This is a genomic window from Bythopirellula polymerisocia, from assembly GCF_007860015.1.
In the GTDB taxonomy this organism is placed as follows: domain Bacteria; phylum Planctomycetota; class Planctomycetia; order Pirellulales; family Lacipirellulaceae; genus Bythopirellula; species Bythopirellula polymerisocia.
In genome coordinates this window covers 1,348,660-1,365,150 of the sequence record NZ_SJPS01000001.1, presented here as the reverse complement: position 1 = coordinate 1,365,150, position 16,491 = coordinate 1,348,660, and the positions used below count along the sequence as shown (strand labels likewise).

General features: G+C 54.4%; 13 protein-coding genes. 7 read left to right on the top strand and 6 right to left on the bottom strand.

The genetic code is table 11. The annotated features are described in order from the left end of the window. The first annotated feature begins 64 nt into the window (after window positions 1–64). The 4 genes from Pla144_RS05430 (at window position 65) to Pla144_RS05415 (ending at window position 3,840) form a co-directional block, all read left to right on the top strand. Window positions 65–1,225 carry a DNA topoisomerase IV subunit A gene (locus Pla144_RS05430; protein WP_146448541.1) on the top strand — a complete coding sequence of 387 codons (1,161 nt, stop codon included), beginning with the start codon at window positions 65–67 and terminating at the stop codon, window positions 1,223–1,225. A 209-nt stretch (window positions 1,226–1,434) separates the two neighbouring features. Next, a complete protein-coding gene (locus tag Pla144_RS05425; RefSeq protein ID WP_146448539.1) occupies window positions 1,435–2,448 on the top strand; it encodes a hypothetical protein in 1,014 nt (337 codons plus the stop codon). 127 nt (window positions 2,449–2,575) lie between these two features. Then, window positions 2,576–3,217: an RNA polymerase sigma factor gene (locus Pla144_RS05420; protein ID WP_146448537.1), complete on the top strand. Its 642-nt coding sequence runs from the start codon at window positions 2,576–2,578 to the stop codon at window positions 3,215–3,217. Continuing rightward, complete coding sequence (locus Pla144_RS05415) at window positions 3,214–3,840, top strand: hypothetical protein (protein WP_146448535.1); 627 nt, start codon at window positions 3,214–3,216, stop codon at window positions 3,838–3,840. Before Pla144_RS05420 ends, Pla144_RS05415 begins: the two co-directional genes overlap by 4 nt. 110 nt (window positions 3,841–3,950) lie before the next feature. On the opposite strand, the gene Pla144_RS05410 is transcribed toward Pla144_RS05415, so the two are convergent. The 3 genes from Pla144_RS05410 to Pla144_RS05395 all read right to left on the bottom strand — a co-directional run bounded on the left by Pla144_RS05410 (window position 3,951) and on the right by Pla144_RS05395 (window position 7,310). Continuing rightward, window positions 3,951–4,742 (bottom strand): phytanoyl-CoA dioxygenase family protein, encoded by a 792-nt coding sequence (locus tag Pla144_RS05410; protein WP_146448532.1) that lies wholly within the window; start codon window positions 4,740–4,742, stop codon window positions 3,951–3,953. Window positions 4,743–4,819: 77 nt separating this feature from the next. Then, window positions 4,820–6,295 (bottom strand): hypothetical protein, encoded by a 1,476-nt coding sequence (locus Pla144_RS05405; RefSeq protein WP_197530400.1) that lies wholly within the window; start codon window positions 6,293–6,295, stop codon window positions 4,820–4,822. Between the two features lie 112 nt (window positions 6,296–6,407). Further along, window positions 6,408–7,310, bottom strand: coding sequence for a YybH family protein (locus Pla144_RS05395; protein WP_231936173.1), 903 nt, complete (start codon window positions 7,308–7,310; stop codon window positions 6,408–6,410). Window positions 7,311–7,575: 265 nt separating this feature from the next. On the opposite strand from Pla144_RS05395, the gene Pla144_RS05390 reads away from it, so the two are divergent. After that, window positions 7,576–10,152, top strand: a complete 2,577-nt coding sequence (locus Pla144_RS05390) for a glycoside hydrolase family 9 protein (protein WP_146448527.1) — start codon at window positions 7,576–7,578, stop codon at window positions 10,150–10,152. A 145-nt stretch (window positions 10,153–10,297) separates the two neighbouring features. On the opposite strand, the gene Pla144_RS05385 is transcribed toward Pla144_RS05390, so the two are convergent. Beyond that, window positions 10,298–10,591, bottom strand: coding sequence for a hypothetical protein (locus Pla144_RS05385; RefSeq protein ID WP_146448525.1), 294 nt, complete (start codon window positions 10,589–10,591; stop codon window positions 10,298–10,300). Further along, entirely contained in the window at window positions 10,534–10,782 is a 249-nt protein-coding gene (locus Pla144_RS05380; RefSeq protein WP_146448522.1) for a hypothetical protein, read from the bottom strand. Before Pla144_RS05380 ends, Pla144_RS05385 begins: the two co-directional genes overlap by 58 nt. A gap of 460 nt (window positions 10,783–11,242) precedes the next feature. Here Pla144_RS05380 and Pla144_RS05375 point away from each other — a divergent pair, with 460 nt between their 5' ends. Beyond that, the gene (locus tag Pla144_RS05375; protein ID WP_146448519.1) at window positions 11,243–13,231 is read left to right on the top strand and encodes an ABC transporter ATP-binding protein; all 1,989 of its coding nucleotides are present in this window, start codon (window positions 11,243–11,245) and stop codon (window positions 13,229–13,231) included. Window positions 13,232–13,462: 231 nt separating this feature from the next. Here the strand turns inward: Pla144_RS05375 and Pla144_RS05370 are convergent, their stop codons facing one another. Next, on the bottom strand, window positions 13,463–13,858 hold the full coding sequence (locus Pla144_RS05370; protein ID WP_197530399.1) for a GxxExxY protein: 396 nt from the start codon (window positions 13,856–13,858) through the stop codon (window positions 13,463–13,465). Window positions 13,859–15,029: 1,171 nt separating this feature from the next. Between Pla144_RS05370 and Pla144_RS05365 the strand changes: the two genes are divergently transcribed. Next, window positions 15,030–16,217, top strand: a complete 1,188-nt coding sequence (locus Pla144_RS05365) for a PEP-CTERM sorting domain-containing protein (protein WP_146448517.1) — start codon at window positions 15,030–15,032, stop codon at window positions 16,215–16,217. The last annotated feature ends 274 nt before the right edge of the window (window positions 16,218–16,491 follow it).

Sequence of the window (16,491 nt, the reverse complement as noted above, 5' to 3'; positions counted from 1 at the left end):
ATCTGCCATTGCCCTAACACCGCACGTCACTTAGCCGTCATCGTTCAGATGCCGCAATTCTACCATGGCCAAGAAACGCCCCATTAAAAAAACGCCCGTCACCCGTCACGCCGCCGTGAAACTCACGCCGCGCGACAAGAAAACCCTATCGAGCATCACTGACCTGGCCGATCGGGTGGTGAGCGCTGCCAAGACCCGTAAGGACCCCTACGTCGACATCCCTTCGCGCACGTTGTCGAATGTCCGTTTCAGTCCTCGCAAGGGGATCCTGGAAATGGGCAATAGCAAGAACCGTCGCCAGTTGTTTGACCTCTCGCAAGCCAAGGCCTACATGCGGACCATGCTGGTGGCTAGTGGCTGCAAGCGACTCCTCGACCAGGGCAAGTCTACTAGCCTTCGAGGTCTGTTCTATATGCTCAAACACACTATCGAAGGGGCCAAGGAAAACACGTTCGACGACCAGAACGAGTGCGACACAATCATCGAGGACGTCGAGGTTCTGCTAAATTCCATCCGCGAGGAACTGCATCTCTATGCCGAGAACCGCGGGGCCATGGTCGGCAACATCGTCCTCACTGACAAGGGAGACACCATCGACTGCGCCCGTATGGGATCGGGCGGCTACGCAATTCCCTCGATCGTCGAACCTGAAGTGATCGAACTTGACCCTAAAAAGTGCGGTGCTAAATTTATCCTCCATGTCGAAAAAGGAACCGTATGGCAACGGTTCAACGAGGATAAATTTTGGGAAAAACACAATTGCATCCTCACCCACGGCAGTGGTCAACCTCCGCGCGGTGTGCGCCGGATGCTCCACCGCTTGCACAATGAACTCAAGCTCCCCATCTATTGCGTACTCGACAACGATCCCTGGGGTTATTACATCTACAGCGTCATCAAGCAAGGCTCGATCAATCTGGCCTTCGAATCCCAACGCATGGCCATCCCAGATGCCAAGTATCTCGGCCTGAGAAGCATTGATTTCGACCGCTGTCAGCTTTCCGATAGCGTGAAAATCTCACTCAACGAGAACGATCGCAAACGGGCCAAGCAGATCGCCAAGTACCCTTGGTTCGAGAAAAAACGCCGTTGGCAATCAGAAATTCAGCGCATGCTAAAAAACGATTTCAAACTTGAAGTCGAATCGCTCATCTCCAAGGACATCAGCTACGTCACCGAAGTCTACGTACCTGAACGGCTAGCCGAACAGGATTGGCTGGATTGAGACGCCCCCTCAGTCGGAGGCACACCTTACTCCGGAAATCCCCAAATGTGTTACGCTCCGGCTAAGTTCCTTCCAGATCCCCTGTAATCCCCTCCGCCACCAGAGCGTATATACAAGTGGGGCAGCCATCCTGGCTGTCATTCCAACCCACAGGAAGCCTACGCCACGGTCTTTTTTCCCTGCATCCTCACTCGAACAGGAACAATCCGATGAAACCTTACCTCTGCACACTCAGCCTGCTACTTGCCTCCATGATTTCGCCAGCACTGGCCCAAAGCGACTCGAACCCCACCGTCGATTCAGTTGCAGGCAGTGCAGTTTGGCGAATCCAGATCAGTCCCGCGAGGCTCTTTTCCAGTAACTTCGGCCGCGTCATCGAAGACATGGTCTCTGCCGAACATCCTGACGCTTTGGAAAAGCTAGATGGATTTTCTGATGCCTTGGGATTCAATCCATTTACCGACGTGCAAGAAGTCCTGCTCTACGGCGAAAAGTTCGATGATAACTCTGCCAATGTGATCGCCCGACTCGGTGCGACCAGCGGAAATCTTGAGGGCTGGTTCCTCGCCGCTCCGGGCTACCAGTCCGAGGACCTTGACAAAAACACGATCCTCCATTCCTTCATCGTCGAAAAGAAGAAGAACAACCCACGCCTGTGGTGTGCGATTCCTTACAACCAAGCTGAAAAGAGTTACACCCTCATCGCCACATTCAATCGTGATCAGACCGTGAGCCTAAGCAAGAAGATCGATCAGCAAGGGAGCGGATGGTTAAGTTCACCTAGAAGTGAGGGCACATTCCTTTCGCTCGTGGTAAGTGATTTATCGCAAGCACCAATGAAAATCGACAGCAAAGATCCTGGTGCAGCGATTGTAAAAACCATTCGCTCGGTCAATCTGCGAGCTTCAGCCGAAGCCGACACCCTGATCGCCCAAGGCGAACTCACCGCCGACAGCCCCGCCCGAGCTCAGCAACTCCAGCAACTCCTGAATGGATTGAAAGCGATGGTCCAACTCGCTGCCATGCAAGAGGGCAATCGCGATTCAAACCACACCCCTTATGCTGATGCAAATAAGCAACGAGACCACGAAGGTGCCAAGAAAGCCGCCGAACTACTGAACAATCTCACCGTGGACCACCAAACCGGCAGTTCCACTCTCACGGCGAATTTCAAGATAGATTATGATGCCTTAGTGGCGCTGAAGAACGAAATGCAGAATTGATTATCATTCGCAGCAGATCTCTCACAGAGACACAAAGTGACTGGGACAATTAGATAAGTCCTCTACATATATCCTGAATCTCTGCGAGAACAATTCTTTGGATTTAGCATAAAACTTACCGATTCCGATGAGTCAACAACCCTGGAACTACGAACCGCTTTCCTCCTGCGGCGACGCCGAACTCGCGCGTCGTTTGCAGGCTGGGTGCGAATCGAGTTTCGCCGAGTTGGATCGCCGTTTCCGCCGAAGGCTCCTCTTCGTACTCACCAAACGACTCCCTCGCCGTGAAGATGCCGAGGATGTCGTCCAAAAAACTATGCTCCGCGTGTTCCAGAAAATTCACCTTTTCGATACCAATCAACGACTCAGCCCTTGGGTGTTCACCATTGCCATGCGGCTCTCCGTCGAGCACGGTCGTCGGAAGCAACTCCCAAGCTCGCCCGAATCTGCTGCTCCCCTGGAAATTGCTGACGAATCGACTCCTCCGGAGAAGCGACTCGATGACCGCGAAGAACGAGATCGTCTCTGGTCGCTGGCCGGCCGCGTGTTGAAACCCGAACAATGGACAGCCCTCTGGCTTCATTACGGCGAAGAGCTTTCGATCGCCGAAGTCGCCCAAACCCTCGGCAAAACCAAAACCGCCATCAAAGTCCTTCTCTTCCGCGCCCGCAAAGCGCTGCTCCCTCACCTTCAAGAGAAAAAGTGCCAGGAACCTTTATCAGAAATGGTTCCTGACACTTTTTCAGCCCTTGTGGAGGCAAACTCATGATCCGCACCTTCTTGGAATATCAGTTACAACGGGCGTACGACAACTCCCCTTCCCTACCAGGCTGGCTGAAGTTGGCCTTGCGACTTGACCAGCGTCTGCGCCAATTCGCCGACGACACTCGACAAATCGACCACCAACTCCGCGCGGGTGCCCTTGCTGAACGTGAAGCACTTTTCCCTGAGGCTGATCAATCACTGCAGCGGTCGCACCACAATTTGGCGACCTTGCCAGACCCCAAAGTTTCCCGAACCCAGGTCGGCTGGCTCTCCGCCGCCGCACTTGCGGCCACGGTCGCTATTGCCGTCTTCACGCTGCGCACCACTGAACGTCACGCCAACGCCGAGCATGCTCGGTTCTTGTCAGAGCAACTAACCGTTGTCCCTGAGGAAATGGCAATGATGCTCACGCTCGCCGTGAATCGTTCGCAAGTCGAATTGCCGCGTTACAATCCGCTCACACAACTTCGGCTACCCGAAGCCAACTTGCTCGCCGATATCTCAGTGCGTACACAATCCCATCTGAAACAACAAATTGATTCACTCGTCTCCCCCTGGGAGTCCATGGGAACACAGCTTCTCTCCGAGTGGAACGAGCCGATAACCCCAGGCGAGCCGGGAACGTAGTTGACCGGAGTTTTCCCCCGATTTTTGTCATTAAGTTAGCCGCGACGCGTCTGTCGATTCCTGCTCGACGGAACAGAGCGCGGATAACTGTCGCCCCGCTCAATCTAGAGTCACCCCAACAACGGGAAAAACTGCCCATCGAGTGGCTCCCCGAGCGGAATCGCCGGCACCCCCTCCAAGAGCGGTTCGTCGCTAACACTACAGACACCATCCGCGACCAGATTGACCACGGTCACTCGCCGAGGCCGCGCGCTGCTGTTGCCCTGCGAGCCATGCACCATCAGCGGATGGTGAAACGTCGCATGACCCCGTTTTGCAGTGACCACAGTGGGGTTGGAGAGTGCTTCCCATTGCTCATCATCTAGCACTTCGCGAATCCCTTCCATGTCGCCAGCCAACTCGGTTCTCGGTAGCAGCTTCCAGCGATGACTACCGGCCACATATTGAATCGATCCATTATCCTTGTCGCAGTCGTCCAGTGGAATCCAGCACGTGAGGTGCTGCATCGGCTCCGTGCGGGTCCAGTAAGAATAGTCCTGGTGCCAGGCAACGACTCCTCCGTGATGGGCCGGTTTGCAGAAAAGTTGGTCGTGCCAGAACCGAGGCGCAGCGTTGAGAAGTTGCCGCGACGATTCTACGAAAGCCAGGTTCCACAATAAATCGTGAAATCCCGGCCGCAGTCGCCAGGCGCCCAAAGCGTGAAACAAGGCCGTCTCGGGGGTTGTGGACTCGTTCGAGTGGTATTCGTACCACAACTCCGAGCCCTCGTGCCCCGGCTGAAAGAATTCTTCAAGTTCCTCACAGAGCGCATCACATTGAGCGCCGCTCAGTAACGGCACGTTTGTGATAAATCCATCTCGCTGAAAATCGGCCAACTGCTGGTCATTCAACTTTAGAGGCATCTGAGTCCCCTGGTTGTTAAACAGATTGCTTACCGGTTTGTGAATAGTCGATAGATCCAACTTGACTCCCCCCTTTTTCACTGCGTCCCGGTTGCCCCCTTCGCCGCATCGGGGTTGTCAATCCTCACCATCAGCCACTGTTGTGTACTGCCGTCCTCAAAGTGGACGAGCATCGTCGTTTCATTTTGCGTGAGGTTTGCGATCCCCGTTTCAAAGATCGGCGTCTTCTGATCCCCAATAACCCAGGCTGCACGCTGGCTGTCTTTATCGACCATACCATCCACCGACTGCGTTTGATCGGTTGTCTTGTTCTGGTAGGTACCGGCAATGATACCTTCCTTGCTCACGGCGAGTTGCAAGAACATATTGGGGACAGCGTTCGAATCCTTGTCTTTCGTAATTGCAAACACACCCAAGGGAAGCCACTCCATGTCGTCTGGATTCGCAACTTCTGGAGCAGACGTTGCAATCTGTTCGGCCTGTTGGGCATATTCCTGGGCGGGAATCTGTTCGCCGTTGGCGTAGACTGTATCTCCCTCATAGTAGACGTTGCCGCCTGACCCATAGTCGTAGGTCGCAGCAGATCCCCAGTTCCACGGCATAAACGCCGAGAGCGTGGCATAGGTTGCCCAACTCCAGAAGACAGGGTTTTGATGGAATCGATAATGGGCACGAGGATTGTTTGCCCAAAAATCATCGAATAAGTGGTCGTGATAATGGTCATTCAATTCATCGCGAATGTGGTCGGCATGTTCGCCAAGCTGCTGCTGCCTTACGGTCCGTCGATCTCCCCGATTGTCTGCCATGCTGGAGCGCAGATCCCCACGATTATCAACACGAACCGATTGGCGATCTCCGCGATCGGAAACGCGATCTTGGCGATTGTCAGAAGCGAAATCACGATTTTCACCACGACTATCTCGAAAATCTGAGCGTGCGTCGGTCCGTTGACCAATGTTGTCTGCCCGGTCACCGGCAATTGTCCCTCTTGATGTGGCGCCAGCTCCAGAGCCTGACAGGAAGTCTGCCACCGCCGAATTCGCACCTGCCGGGCGAGTTGCCGCCGAGGCACCAAATCGTTCTCCTGCTGCCCCCGCGCGATTGCCCGCCTGTGCTCCACCACCAGGGAGATTCAAGAAACTTTGCAACTGGGACTGCGTCGCATGGCCCCCCTGTCCAAAGCCACCGGAAGCACGACCACCCGCACCAGCTTGACCGCCAACGCCAAATTGGCCACCCCGACCAGCTTGACCAGCCCCTGTGCCAACTCGACCTCCTTGACCTACGGCTCCGGTGGTTGGTCGTCCTGCACCGGGCGACCTGGATCCACTAGTACTCGGTCTTGATTGCGGACTCATAGTCGGAGATCGACTAGGAGAGGGAGTAGGCCGAGACATGCCGCCACCCATTCCTCCTCCAGAAAACGATCTTCCACCACCACCGCCACCACGTCCGCCGCCCCCTCCTCCGCGACCACCACGAGCGAGGGCATCGTTAAGCGGCAAAGCAACCATGGCCCAACCAACGATCAATATTTTTAAGGTTTTGTTCATCGATCTATCCATTCTTCACTGAGTATCAAATTGAGTAAGCGTAAGTCATAACACTGACGGAGACGTATCCTCTCCTGTTTCATCCGTGCCAATCCGTGGCTCAATGGCCTGTCTACTCCGGCACAGTAACTCGCGACACTTTCACCTCGTTGATATTTGGCAAGATCTTGCCATCCACCTCTCGGCCCGTCATTTGCCACCCAAATGTGTTCTCATCAATCTTGGTCATGATGTTCATCGAAGAGGCCATCTGGCCATCAGGCAAGGTAGCATTGGAATCTATGAGCCAACGGTCTTTCTTCCTGGTCCAGGTCCCCTCGGCAAAGCCACCATTGGAATCGAAGGCCCAGGAGCGAATTTTGCCTTGCGCCGGATCCCAGCCGATTAACTGCAGTCCCGACGTATCGATTTGGTCTTCGACGCTTACTTTGAAAGCTCGCAGCATGAAATTGTTGTTGCGTGTCCACTGACAAGTCGTCTCGATTTGATTCTCACCATCAGCGTCCAACCAAGTACCGATCATCCACTCAAGGTCTTTGAGCTGATCGTAGTGCGAGGAAGTTGCGACGACTTCTTCTTCACTCACCCGATCCAACAACCACTTGCCCCCCTGTTTGATATGCACTGCCTGATAGCTTGTGACTTCCGCCTCACCTTTCGACCCCGTCACGGTCGCCACACCATTCTCGACTGCGACCTGGGGTGACACAAAGTCGATCGAAGTCACGGCGACATCTAGTTTGGCGTCCTTCGCCTCAGCAAGAAGAGCGTCGAACTCCTGCTTAATCGCCTCTTGGCCGAACAATTGGTCTCCCGTTCGCGGATTGGTATATACCGCCTCCGGCGACCAATGCGCAGCCAACGCAGCAGAATCATGCGCATTGAACGCGGCCACATACGATGCAACCGATTTTTCGATCGCTGCCTTGTCCGCCGCACCATCAGCCGCAATAGCCGCCTCAGACCCACACACCGCGAAGAGGACGGCCACTATTCCCCAAACCATTCGCTTCATATCAGATTCCTCCTTAGTCGACTGAGCGTTATTGTTTAAAACGGATCAACGCATCGATCCTACTCCCGCACCAAAGCAGGGTCAATCAGTTGACCTTGTCGACCCGGCACTCCTGCTACCATTGAGCCGCGACCCGAAAAAACTTGTGCGAGAGCGCACCCTGATCAGCCCAAAAAAGCTGCAAGCATTGTGCAAGTGATTCGTACACGCTTAGACTCTAATCTATTTCAAACAGCCAATAAAATTGTCTAGAAGAACCAAAGAGATGAAATCTCAGCCCTCCTTCCAACACCTAGTGTCGATATCTCTCGTGGGTCTACTCTCGCTGACAAGCAATATCGGCTATCTCTCTGCTGGCGACTCCGTACATCTGAGGGTCAATCAGGTAGGCTATCAACCCGAGGATGTCAAAGTCGCGATAGCCTTCTCCCATAATCCCGTTGAGGGAGAGTTTGCTCTCCTGGAGGTACCATCAGGCAAAGTCGTCTTCTCAGAAACCATCGCTCCCTCACCCGCACCAGGTTGGGGAACTTTTGACCATCACTATCAACTCGATTTCAGTAAGTTTTCCGCACCGGGTCGCTATCGGCTCAAGATCGACAACTCGGGAGAAGTATCGCGCCCATTTACCATCGGCGAAGATGCCTATGGGAATAACGTCGAATCACTGCTGCGATTTATGCGGCAACAGCGCTGTGGCTACAACCCGGTGCTTGATCTGGTCTGCCACCAGCGGGATGGCAGAACCGCATTTGGCCCACTCCCTGCAGGCACGTTTGTCGACTCCAGCGGAGGATGGCACGACGCGGGTGACCAACTCAAATATCTACTTACGGGCAGCAATGCCACTGCACGAATGCTGCTGGCCTATCGTCTTGAACCTACCAAATTCGATGATCGTACCGATCGATTGGGGCATCCTCTCCCCAACCAGATCCCTGACGTCCTCGATGAAGCCCGCTGGGGATTGGATTGGCTTTTCAAACTGCATCCAAGCGCCGACGAACTCTACCATCAAGTCGCCGACGACCGAGACCACAACGGATGGAAAATGCCCGATCAGGATACGTCAGATTATGGTTGGGGTCCGAATAGTTACCGCGTTGTCTACGGCGCGGACGGTAAGCCTCAGGGTTTGCGCGAGTTCAAAAGCGAATCAACTGGTTTGGCAAACATCGCGGGCCGTTGTGCAGTCGCCATGGCACTGGCTCACCAAATTTGGAAGGAGGACTTACATGACCCCGTATTCGCTGCCCGTTGCCTCCAAGCCGCACGAGAATTCTATGCGATGGGAAAGGCGAAAGAAGGAGTCCAACAAGGCAATTCTTATGGTGCCCCCTATCGCTACAGTGAGACGACTTGGGCAGATGACATGGAATGGGCTGCCGCCGAACTCTATACCGCCACAGGCGAAGAGGCATTTCTCGAGGCAGCGATCCACTATGCACACCTGGCCGCTGACACCTCTTGGATGCCGCTCGAAACTGCGGGCCATTATCAGTACTATCCCTTCCTGAACGTCGGCCACTTTGCGTTGTACCCCCATGCCGACACCGAGCAGCAGGCTAAGTTAGCTGATTACTATCGCTCAGGCATCGAAGCTACGATTGCCCGAGCCAACAAGAATGCGTTCGGCGTGGGAGTACCTTTTATTTGGTGTTCCAACAATTTGACCACGGCGCTCATCACTCAGATCTTGCTCTACGAGCGGATGACCGGCGACCTGAAATACCATCACCACATGCTGGCCCAACGTGACTGGCTCTTTGGCCGCAACCCGTGGGGTACTGCCATGTTCACTGGAATCCCTCACGACGGCGAGTCCCCAGAGGACGTTCACACCGCGATCTGGAAACTCACACGCCGCGCAGTACCTGGAGGCCTGGTGGATGGCCCTGTTTACGCAAAGGTCTACGAGAGCCTCCTAGGACTGCACCTCGAAAACGAGGATGAATTCGCCGAATTTCAGAACACCCATGTCGTCTATCATGATGACATCGGCGACTACTCAACCAACGAACCCACGATGGATGGTACTGCGGATGCAATCTTCATGATGGCACACTTCGGCATCGCTCCGAACGAAGCGAGGCAGGCTGTCGCGCGTCGAGTGCTAAGCCCTGCAGCCGATTTTCAGCTCGATGCAGGTGCGATCCGAAGAGCGTCTCCCACAGACAAGAAGTTGGCTCTCTTGTTTACGGCCGACGAACATGTCGACGGTGCAGAATCGGTTTTCAATACCTTGGCCGAACACAACATCCCAGCCGCGTTCTTTTTGACCGGCAAAGCGCTCGATGCACCGTCGATGCGAGATTGGACACGGAGTGCCTTAGAAGCCGGCCACTATGTCGGACCCCATTCGGATGGACACCTGCTCTACGCTCCGTGGGAGGAGCGCCAGAAATCTCTCGTTTCTAAAGAACGCTTTCAGGCTGACCTTTATCGTAACCTGGCCGAACTCGGCGAACTGGGGGCCGACCGGAGTGAGCCAATCTACTTTGTGCCTCCGTTTGAGTGGCACAACGCCCAGCACACCCTCTGGGCCAAAGAACTGGGATGCCAGATGATCAATTTTACCCTCGGTAGCGGTTCGCATCGCGACTTTGCCCCCGAAGAACACCAGGCCTACCGCACTTCAGACCAACTCCTGCAAGAGATTCTCGCTTACGAAAACAGCGAAACAACCGGTCTCAATGGCCACCTACTGTTACTCCACCTGGGAACGACTCGCAAAGACAAGATGTACGACAAGCTAGGTGAATTGGTAGAAGTGCTCCAACAACGCGGCTACGAATTCGTGCGCATCGACAAACTGCTCAGTCCAGCGTTGCAAGTCAGATAGTAGAACCGATCAGCCGCGACCCAAAAGAAATGGCACCAAATGCCTCCGCGCATCAAAAAAGCCAGTCGCCTTAATCGTGCATCCCTGCACAGGCGACTGGCTAGAGTGCGTGTTTCCCTCCACGCTCTGATTCGTCAACGCGATCTCAATAGGGCCCGATCGAGGGCGGGTTGTTCTGCAGGAAGTCGCGTGGGCCGCGGACCGTGTAGTACGGATAGGCGGTTTGTCCTACGGGTGGTCCTGGGGTGAAGTTGTAGCTCTCGGGATAACCACCCGCATGCGGGCAGAATCCACTAGCGATGGCTCCTACGAACCCACATCCGCCACAGGCTCCGCAGCCGCGGCCACCACAGGCTCCGCACATAGTGCGGCCACCATTGCCTATGCCGCCATTGCCGCACATGCCACCATTGCCCATTCCGCAGCGGCCACCACCCATTTGGCAGCCACCTGAGCAGCCATTGCCATACGGGTCGCAGCAGCCGTCAGTGCACGAGGCACAGCCACCGCAAGAAGGCTCACAACAGATGTCGCATCCACATGAGGCATCGCATCCACACGACGCATCGCAACCGCAGCAAGCATCACTGCAGGTATCGCAACCGCAACCGGCATCGCAGCAGCCGTCATAAGAACACTGCTGCGTCCCGCAGAATTGATTGCTGCGAAGTGCGGGCCGAGGAGCCCTTTGAGAGGTCGTTACCCCGCACGCTTGCCCGCCACAACCACCACCGAGCATACGATTTCCGGCACAGCCGGTGGTCACCATCGCAAGAATGGCAACGCAGACCAAGAATTGTTTCATCAGAATCCCCCCTGATTGCAAGAACGGAGTTGCTCGAATTTTGTTAAAATGCAGGGCGAATCCAATCCTTCGCACCGCTACGCACCGACGCGCTACGGGGCGTGCCGGGAGAGAGCAATCTCGTAAAATTGGTATCGACGGAAGAATCGGTAGAATCCAACAAATCGATAGAGTTGCCTTCCAGTGCTAGCAATGAGCGATCTTGGTTACCCAGGGCGAATCTGGTAAAAATCGGCCTGCCGCAATTCTCGCTCGGCGGCGACTCCCCGTGGTCAAGGACGATCCATGAACAATTTTGCGCGTGTGGCCCACATCGCCCTGCGTTATCGACTGACAGTTATCGCGTCGATCTTCTGCTCGCTGGGGATTGCCGTGCTGTGGGCTGCCAATTTTTCGGCGCTTATGCCGGTCGTCGATGGGGTGATGCATGGCAAGGCTATTCCGGGGCTGATCTCCAGCTGGATTGATGACACCAATGCCCAGCTAGCGGAATTAGATAGGGAAATCGCTGCTTGCAAGGAGCATCTTGCGGCCGCCGATTCCCCAGCCACCCGTGCCCAGCTAGCTGGCTTGCTGCAGGACAAAAAGTCGAACGAACAATGGCTCGCTTCCTATCAATGGGCCTTGCCGGTTGCGAAAAAGCGGCTTCCCTCGACGCCGTTTGGCACACTCATGGGGATCTGCCTCATGATAGTCATCAGCACCATTCTCAAGGGTTGGCTGCGGGTAATCAATAGTCTGCTCGTCTCGAAGCTCGGGCACCTCACGCTGCTGGAACTCCGCAAGCAGTTCTATCGACGAACCATGCGGCTTGATCTGGGAACACTTCGCCAAACCTCCAATGGCGACTTGATGACCCGATTCACTTCGGACATGGAATGGATCTGCCTGGGGACCCAAGCCCTGTACGGGATGGCGATTCGTGAACCACTCAAGATGATCGCATGCTTGATCGGTGCGGCCATGATTAGCTGGCAACTATTGTTGATCACCGCGATCTGTGCCCCCCCGGCGATCTACGCTATTCACTGGCTGGCCAAGTCGCTCAAACGGGCTAATCGCCGGGCAATGCAGGAACTCTCGAGTGTCTACGAACACCTCGAAGAGACCTTTGACGGCATCAAGGTGATCAAGGCTTTCACGATGGAATCCCACGAGCGGAGTCGGTTCCACCGCATCTCGCGGCAATACTATCGGCGCTCGATGCGGATCGCGTTCTACGATTCGCTGGTAAGCCCGACGACGGAATTGATCGGGCTGATGATCATCGTCGGCGTGGTCGCAGCAGGAGGCTATCTGGTGCTCAATCAACAGACCCACCTGTATGGAATTCGCATCAGCTCCCATCCCCTTTCGCATGGAATGCTTACCGCGTTCTATGCCATGCTGGCTGGAATCATCGAACCGAGTCGTCGCCTCTCGAGCGTGTTCAATTATTTGCAACGGGCCTCTGCGTCCAGCGATCGCATCTACGAACTCATGGACCGCGAGACGAAACTGCAACTCCCCCTGCAACCAAAGAAACTCCCTGCCCGCTTGGGACCGATTCATTTCAATGAAGTCGCCTTCTCCTATCAACCAAGCGAGTTGGTCCTCGACAATGTGAGCCTGAGTGTTGACTCGGGTGAAACCATCGCGATCGTGGGCCCCAACGGGTGCGGAAAATCGACGCTCATGAATCTTCTGCCAAGGTTCTACGACCCCAACGAGGGTAACGTCACCATCGGTGGCATCGACCTGCGAGACATGCGCCTGCCCGACCTGCGCGAGCGGATCGGCGTGGTCACCCAGGAAACGCTGCTGTTCGACGATACGGTGGCGAATAACATCCGCTACGGTTCCCCCGGGGCAACGATGGACCAGATCATCGAAGCTGCCCAGCAGGCCCACGCCCATCGGTTTGTCACCAGCACGCTGGCCGAGGGGTATCAAACCCTCTGCGGGCCGAGCGGCAATCGACTCTCCGGCGGACAGCGACAGCGACTGGCCCTCGCGCGGGCGATTCTGCGAAATCCGGAGATTCTGATCCTCGACGAGGCCACCAGCCAGATCGATGTCGAGAGCGAACGGCTCATTCACGAAGTGCTCGAACGATTCATACAAGGCCGCACGGCCTTTATGATTACCCATCGACCCAACACCCTCACACTGGCCGACCGCATCGTGGTGATGGACGCGGGTCGTATCGTCGACGTGGGAACGTTCGACGAACTCGCCCTGCGGTGTGAACTCTTCTGTCGGTTGGCACACCTCGACATTCGGGCAAGTGCTTGAGAGTTCGTGTCATCCCGAGGTACCCCGAGGGATCTGGCCAGATTTTTCAGAAGCGTCGGGCCATGCAGAATCGGTGCGCAATACTAGTTAGCAATTGCAGCGTAAAGGAACTGCTCCATAATAACTTTGACCTATTTCGGTACATCCTGGAATTGTTTGAACAGGAGGAAAGGGAGACAACAGAGGCCAATTCCTCTGTTTCCTCTGTCTACTCTTCTCACTCACTCCAAGTTAGCTCCTGGGAGGATCAACCTCGACAGACCATCGGTTAGCTTGGGTACGTTGAAGTTGATGATCAAAACCTAAAGGGATATCAAGAAGTTTCATGTAGCTGAGCAACTGTGCTTTATGGATTGGGTGAACGGTTTCAACGGCTTTGACCTCAACAAACAAGCACTTATCAATGAGTAAGTCGAATTTCAGCGGATCTTCGCGTTCAAAATGCTTATATCGAATAATTACTTTGTCTTGACTTTGGACCAAATGGCCTCGCAGTTCGAGTTCTCGAGTCAAGCACCACTCGTATATCGATTCCAATAATCCCGGTCCCTTGTCCTTGTGTACCTCAATCGCCGCACCGATCACGTCATGAGTTGTTTCAGAGGCTTGCGAAAACAAGGGGTGCATTGTGGAGGACTTTCCAGCAGCGAAGACAAAGGAAACGGAGTGTTCATGTCTCTGTTTCCTTCTGTTCATTCAAGGCTCATAAAGCTCCCATTGATACCGAAACTAGGCGAATAATTCTTGCGAAATAGGGAAGTGATTTATGAGTCGTTCCTAAGCCGCAAGCGGCTGGGACAATATTCATGTTGTCAAAGAATCCGCCTCACGGTTGGCGACGACTATTCTCTGAAATCTGGTGGCCAAATGCTACAATGAAATTTGGGCCAGACCGATGTGAGGAGCCCCATCTCCATTGGTTGCCTTGCCCTTTTTTGCCGAGTTCTTTTTTTTAATAAATAAACCCCCTCTCATTGCGTCGGCCCGCCACGCTTCAACTTATTGGCGAGGCAAGACTTATGTGGATTGCGAGGCCACACGCGTAGAGGAGTTTTGCAACACAATACTCTCGGCTCCCACATAATCTCTTTCTGGAAAAACTTTCTGAATAATTCGCCGGGGGTTGGTTGAACATGAGCAAAGAGAGACAATGGAAAAGCAATGTCCAATGACCAAAGGAGTCTGAATGACGAAGCTTATTGACCGCCATGATATGTAGGCGAATAATTCCTACGGTCGAAGAATTCGCCTAGAGGTTGGCGAGGCCTATTGTCTGACATCGGGTGTCCAATTTCTACAAGAATTCTTGGCCTGGGTCGTAGGCCGCGAACGCGTGGAGCGAGTACCGGGGGTGTATCTGCGTTGGGCTGGCGGCGTTTGAGTCTCGCTTCGGTCTGACTCGTTAGACTCGTCGGGCGCGGCGCGGCAAACGGGTTTCGCGGTTGTGGAGACGCCACTGTATCGGAACTCGCGTGGTTCGGTCCGGCCTCCGGGAACCCCATCCGTGGTAGCAAACTGGCGTATTTGACCAAATCCAAGGACTAATGACCAAATAAGTCAGAGTGCCATAGCTCAAAGATCGTCGCTAATTCCTGGACTTTGGGACATAACTTGCGCTTCGGAGAGAAATAATTGCGCACAAAATGTTTCGTTTTTTAACACTCTTACATTATGATCGACTGTAGGGGCGAACAACTTTTCCCGCTGGGCGGCTATGCTCCTTCGGATAGTACCCAGGTAGGGTCCTCGATCGCTTTGACAAAGACCACCAAGACTACTTTTATGTGAGGACTTTTAGATGTTTCAAAGATTTGCTTTGACGGCTTTTCTCTGTGCGATGATGACGAACGTGACGATTGCTGATACTGACATCATTGTGGAAGATTTTGAATCTTACACCACATCAGCCCAACTCTTGGCGGCGTGGCCTTCTAGTGTTCCTGCTAGACCTGATAACGCCACCACTCTGGTGATGGGAGACACTGTGCCATTTTATGGCGGGACCAATCTCACGAACTTTGCTCAATTCTGTGGCTCGGCGAATGACGCGACCGGTCAAGGCAACTGCGATCTGGCCGGCTCTTCAGGTGTTGCAGGGGGAGGTACGGTCAATCAAATGACTTTCGGTACGATTACTCCGTCAGCCACTCAGAATGTTGTTTTATCATTCGATTTTGGTGATGATGCACTTTCAGCCAACAAGAGATTGACTGTTGGTCTGCGTGGAGTTTCAGGGGGTACCACCGAAAACATTATCGAGATGGGTTTGTATAATGATCCAGCTCCTGGGTTCAACTATCGCGCCATTCTCTTTCCCTCGGTGGCGGGCGATGAACCCAACCCTAACTGGGTCAATTTTGGCGACACTGTAAATATGGATGTTCCTTTGAATGATTTGTTAAATACACAGTCAGAGGTAGGTGCTGGTTTCCATACTTTTAAGGCCGTCATCAGTGTCAATCAGATCGTCTTTAGTCTGGATCTTTATGGAGATGGCCTCACTAATGATCCGCTCACTCCAGGGCCAGGCAACGGTACTCCTGGCGTAGATGCCATGGACACGGTCGCTATCACAACTTCCGCACTAGGTTATACTAATCTCCGCTTCGGTCCCCCTTCAGCTCTCCCTTCGTCTGGCGGAACAGTCTTAGAAGCCGCGTTTGCCGCCTATGACAACATCTCCCTCCGCTTGGTCGACGTCGTTGCACCAATGGGCGATGCCGACTTCGATGGCGACGGGGACGTGGACGGCAAAGATTTCCTTACTTGGCAGCGGAACGCGAATCTGATGGGTGGGGCAACCTTGGCGGATGGGGATGCCAACGGCGATCAAAATGTCGATGGAATCGACCTGGGCGTTTGGCAGTCGCAGTATGGCACGCCGCTCAGTCCAACTTTGGCTGCTGTGCCTGAGCCCGCTTCGGCAGCGCTCTTGATTTTGGCCATGGCAGGATTGGCTGGCAGGAGTCGTAGACTGGCCGTCTAATTTGGGTCTCATTGATTTATTAGGCCGCGTCGTGGTACTGGGGCAGTCCACGGCGCGGTTTTTTTGGGAAGTAAGCCGGAAGTTCTGGCAATGTTGCTGGGTTGGCGTTGCGGGGCGGGAGACTCGCTTCGCTCTGACTCGTTAGACTCGCCTGGCGCGGCGCGGCTAACGGGGTTGGCGGCGCGGGAGACGCTGCTGTGCCGGAACTCGCGTTGCTCGGCCCGGCCTACGGGAGACCCAGGCGAGTTTTCGTGCGCAAGTGCGATAAATTAAT

What these genes read in the sequence shown, in the direction of transcription:
- Pla144_RS05405 (WP_197530400.1), bottom strand. Translation starts at nt 6,295, where the DNA reads ATGAACAAAACCTTAAAAATATTGATCGTTGGTTGGGCCATGGTTGCT.
- Pla144_RS05420 (WP_146448537.1), top strand. Translation starts at nt 2,576, where the DNA reads ATGAGTCAACAACCCTGGAACTACGAACCGCTTTCCTCCTGCGGCGAC.
- Pla144_RS05425 (WP_146448539.1), top strand. Translation starts at nt 1,435, where the DNA reads ATGAAACCTTACCTCTGCACACTCAGCCTGCTACTTGCCTCCATGATT.
- Pla144_RS05415 (WP_146448535.1), top strand. Translation starts at nt 3,214, where the DNA reads ATGATCCGCACCTTCTTGGAATATCAGTTACAACGGGCGTACGACAAC.
- Pla144_RS05385 (WP_146448525.1), bottom strand. Translation starts at nt 10,591, where the DNA reads ATGGGTGGTGGCCGCTGCGGAATGGGCAATGGTGGCATGTGCGGCAAT.
- Pla144_RS05395 (WP_231936173.1), bottom strand. Translation starts at nt 7,310, where the DNA reads ATGAAGCGAATGGTTTGGGGAATAGTGGCCGTCCTCTTCGCGGTGTGT.
- Pla144_RS05375 (WP_146448519.1), top strand. Translation starts at nt 11,243, where the DNA reads ATGAACAATTTTGCGCGTGTGGCCCACATCGCCCTGCGTTATCGACTG.
- Pla144_RS05410 (WP_146448532.1), bottom strand. Translation starts at nt 4,742, where the DNA reads ATGCCTCTAAAGTTGAATGACCAGCAGTTGGCCGATTTTCAGCGAGAT.
- Pla144_RS05390 (WP_146448527.1), top strand. Translation starts at nt 7,576, where the DNA reads ATGAAATCTCAGCCCTCCTTCCAACACCTAGTGTCGATATCTCTCGTG.
- Pla144_RS05430 (WP_146448541.1), top strand. Translation starts at nt 65, where the DNA reads ATGGCCAAGAAACGCCCCATTAAAAAAACGCCCGTCACCCGTCACGCC.
- Pla144_RS05380 (WP_146448522.1), bottom strand. Translation starts at nt 10,782, where the DNA reads ATGACGGCTGCTGCGATGCCGGTTGCGGTTGCGATACCTGCAGTGATG.
- Pla144_RS05370 (WP_197530399.1), bottom strand. Translation starts at nt 13,858, where the DNA reads ATGCACCCCTTGTTTTCGCAAGCCTCTGAAACAACTCATGACGTGATC.
- Pla144_RS05365 (WP_146448517.1), top strand. Translation starts at nt 15,030, where the DNA reads ATGTTTCAAAGATTTGCTTTGACGGCTTTTCTCTGTGCGATGATGACG.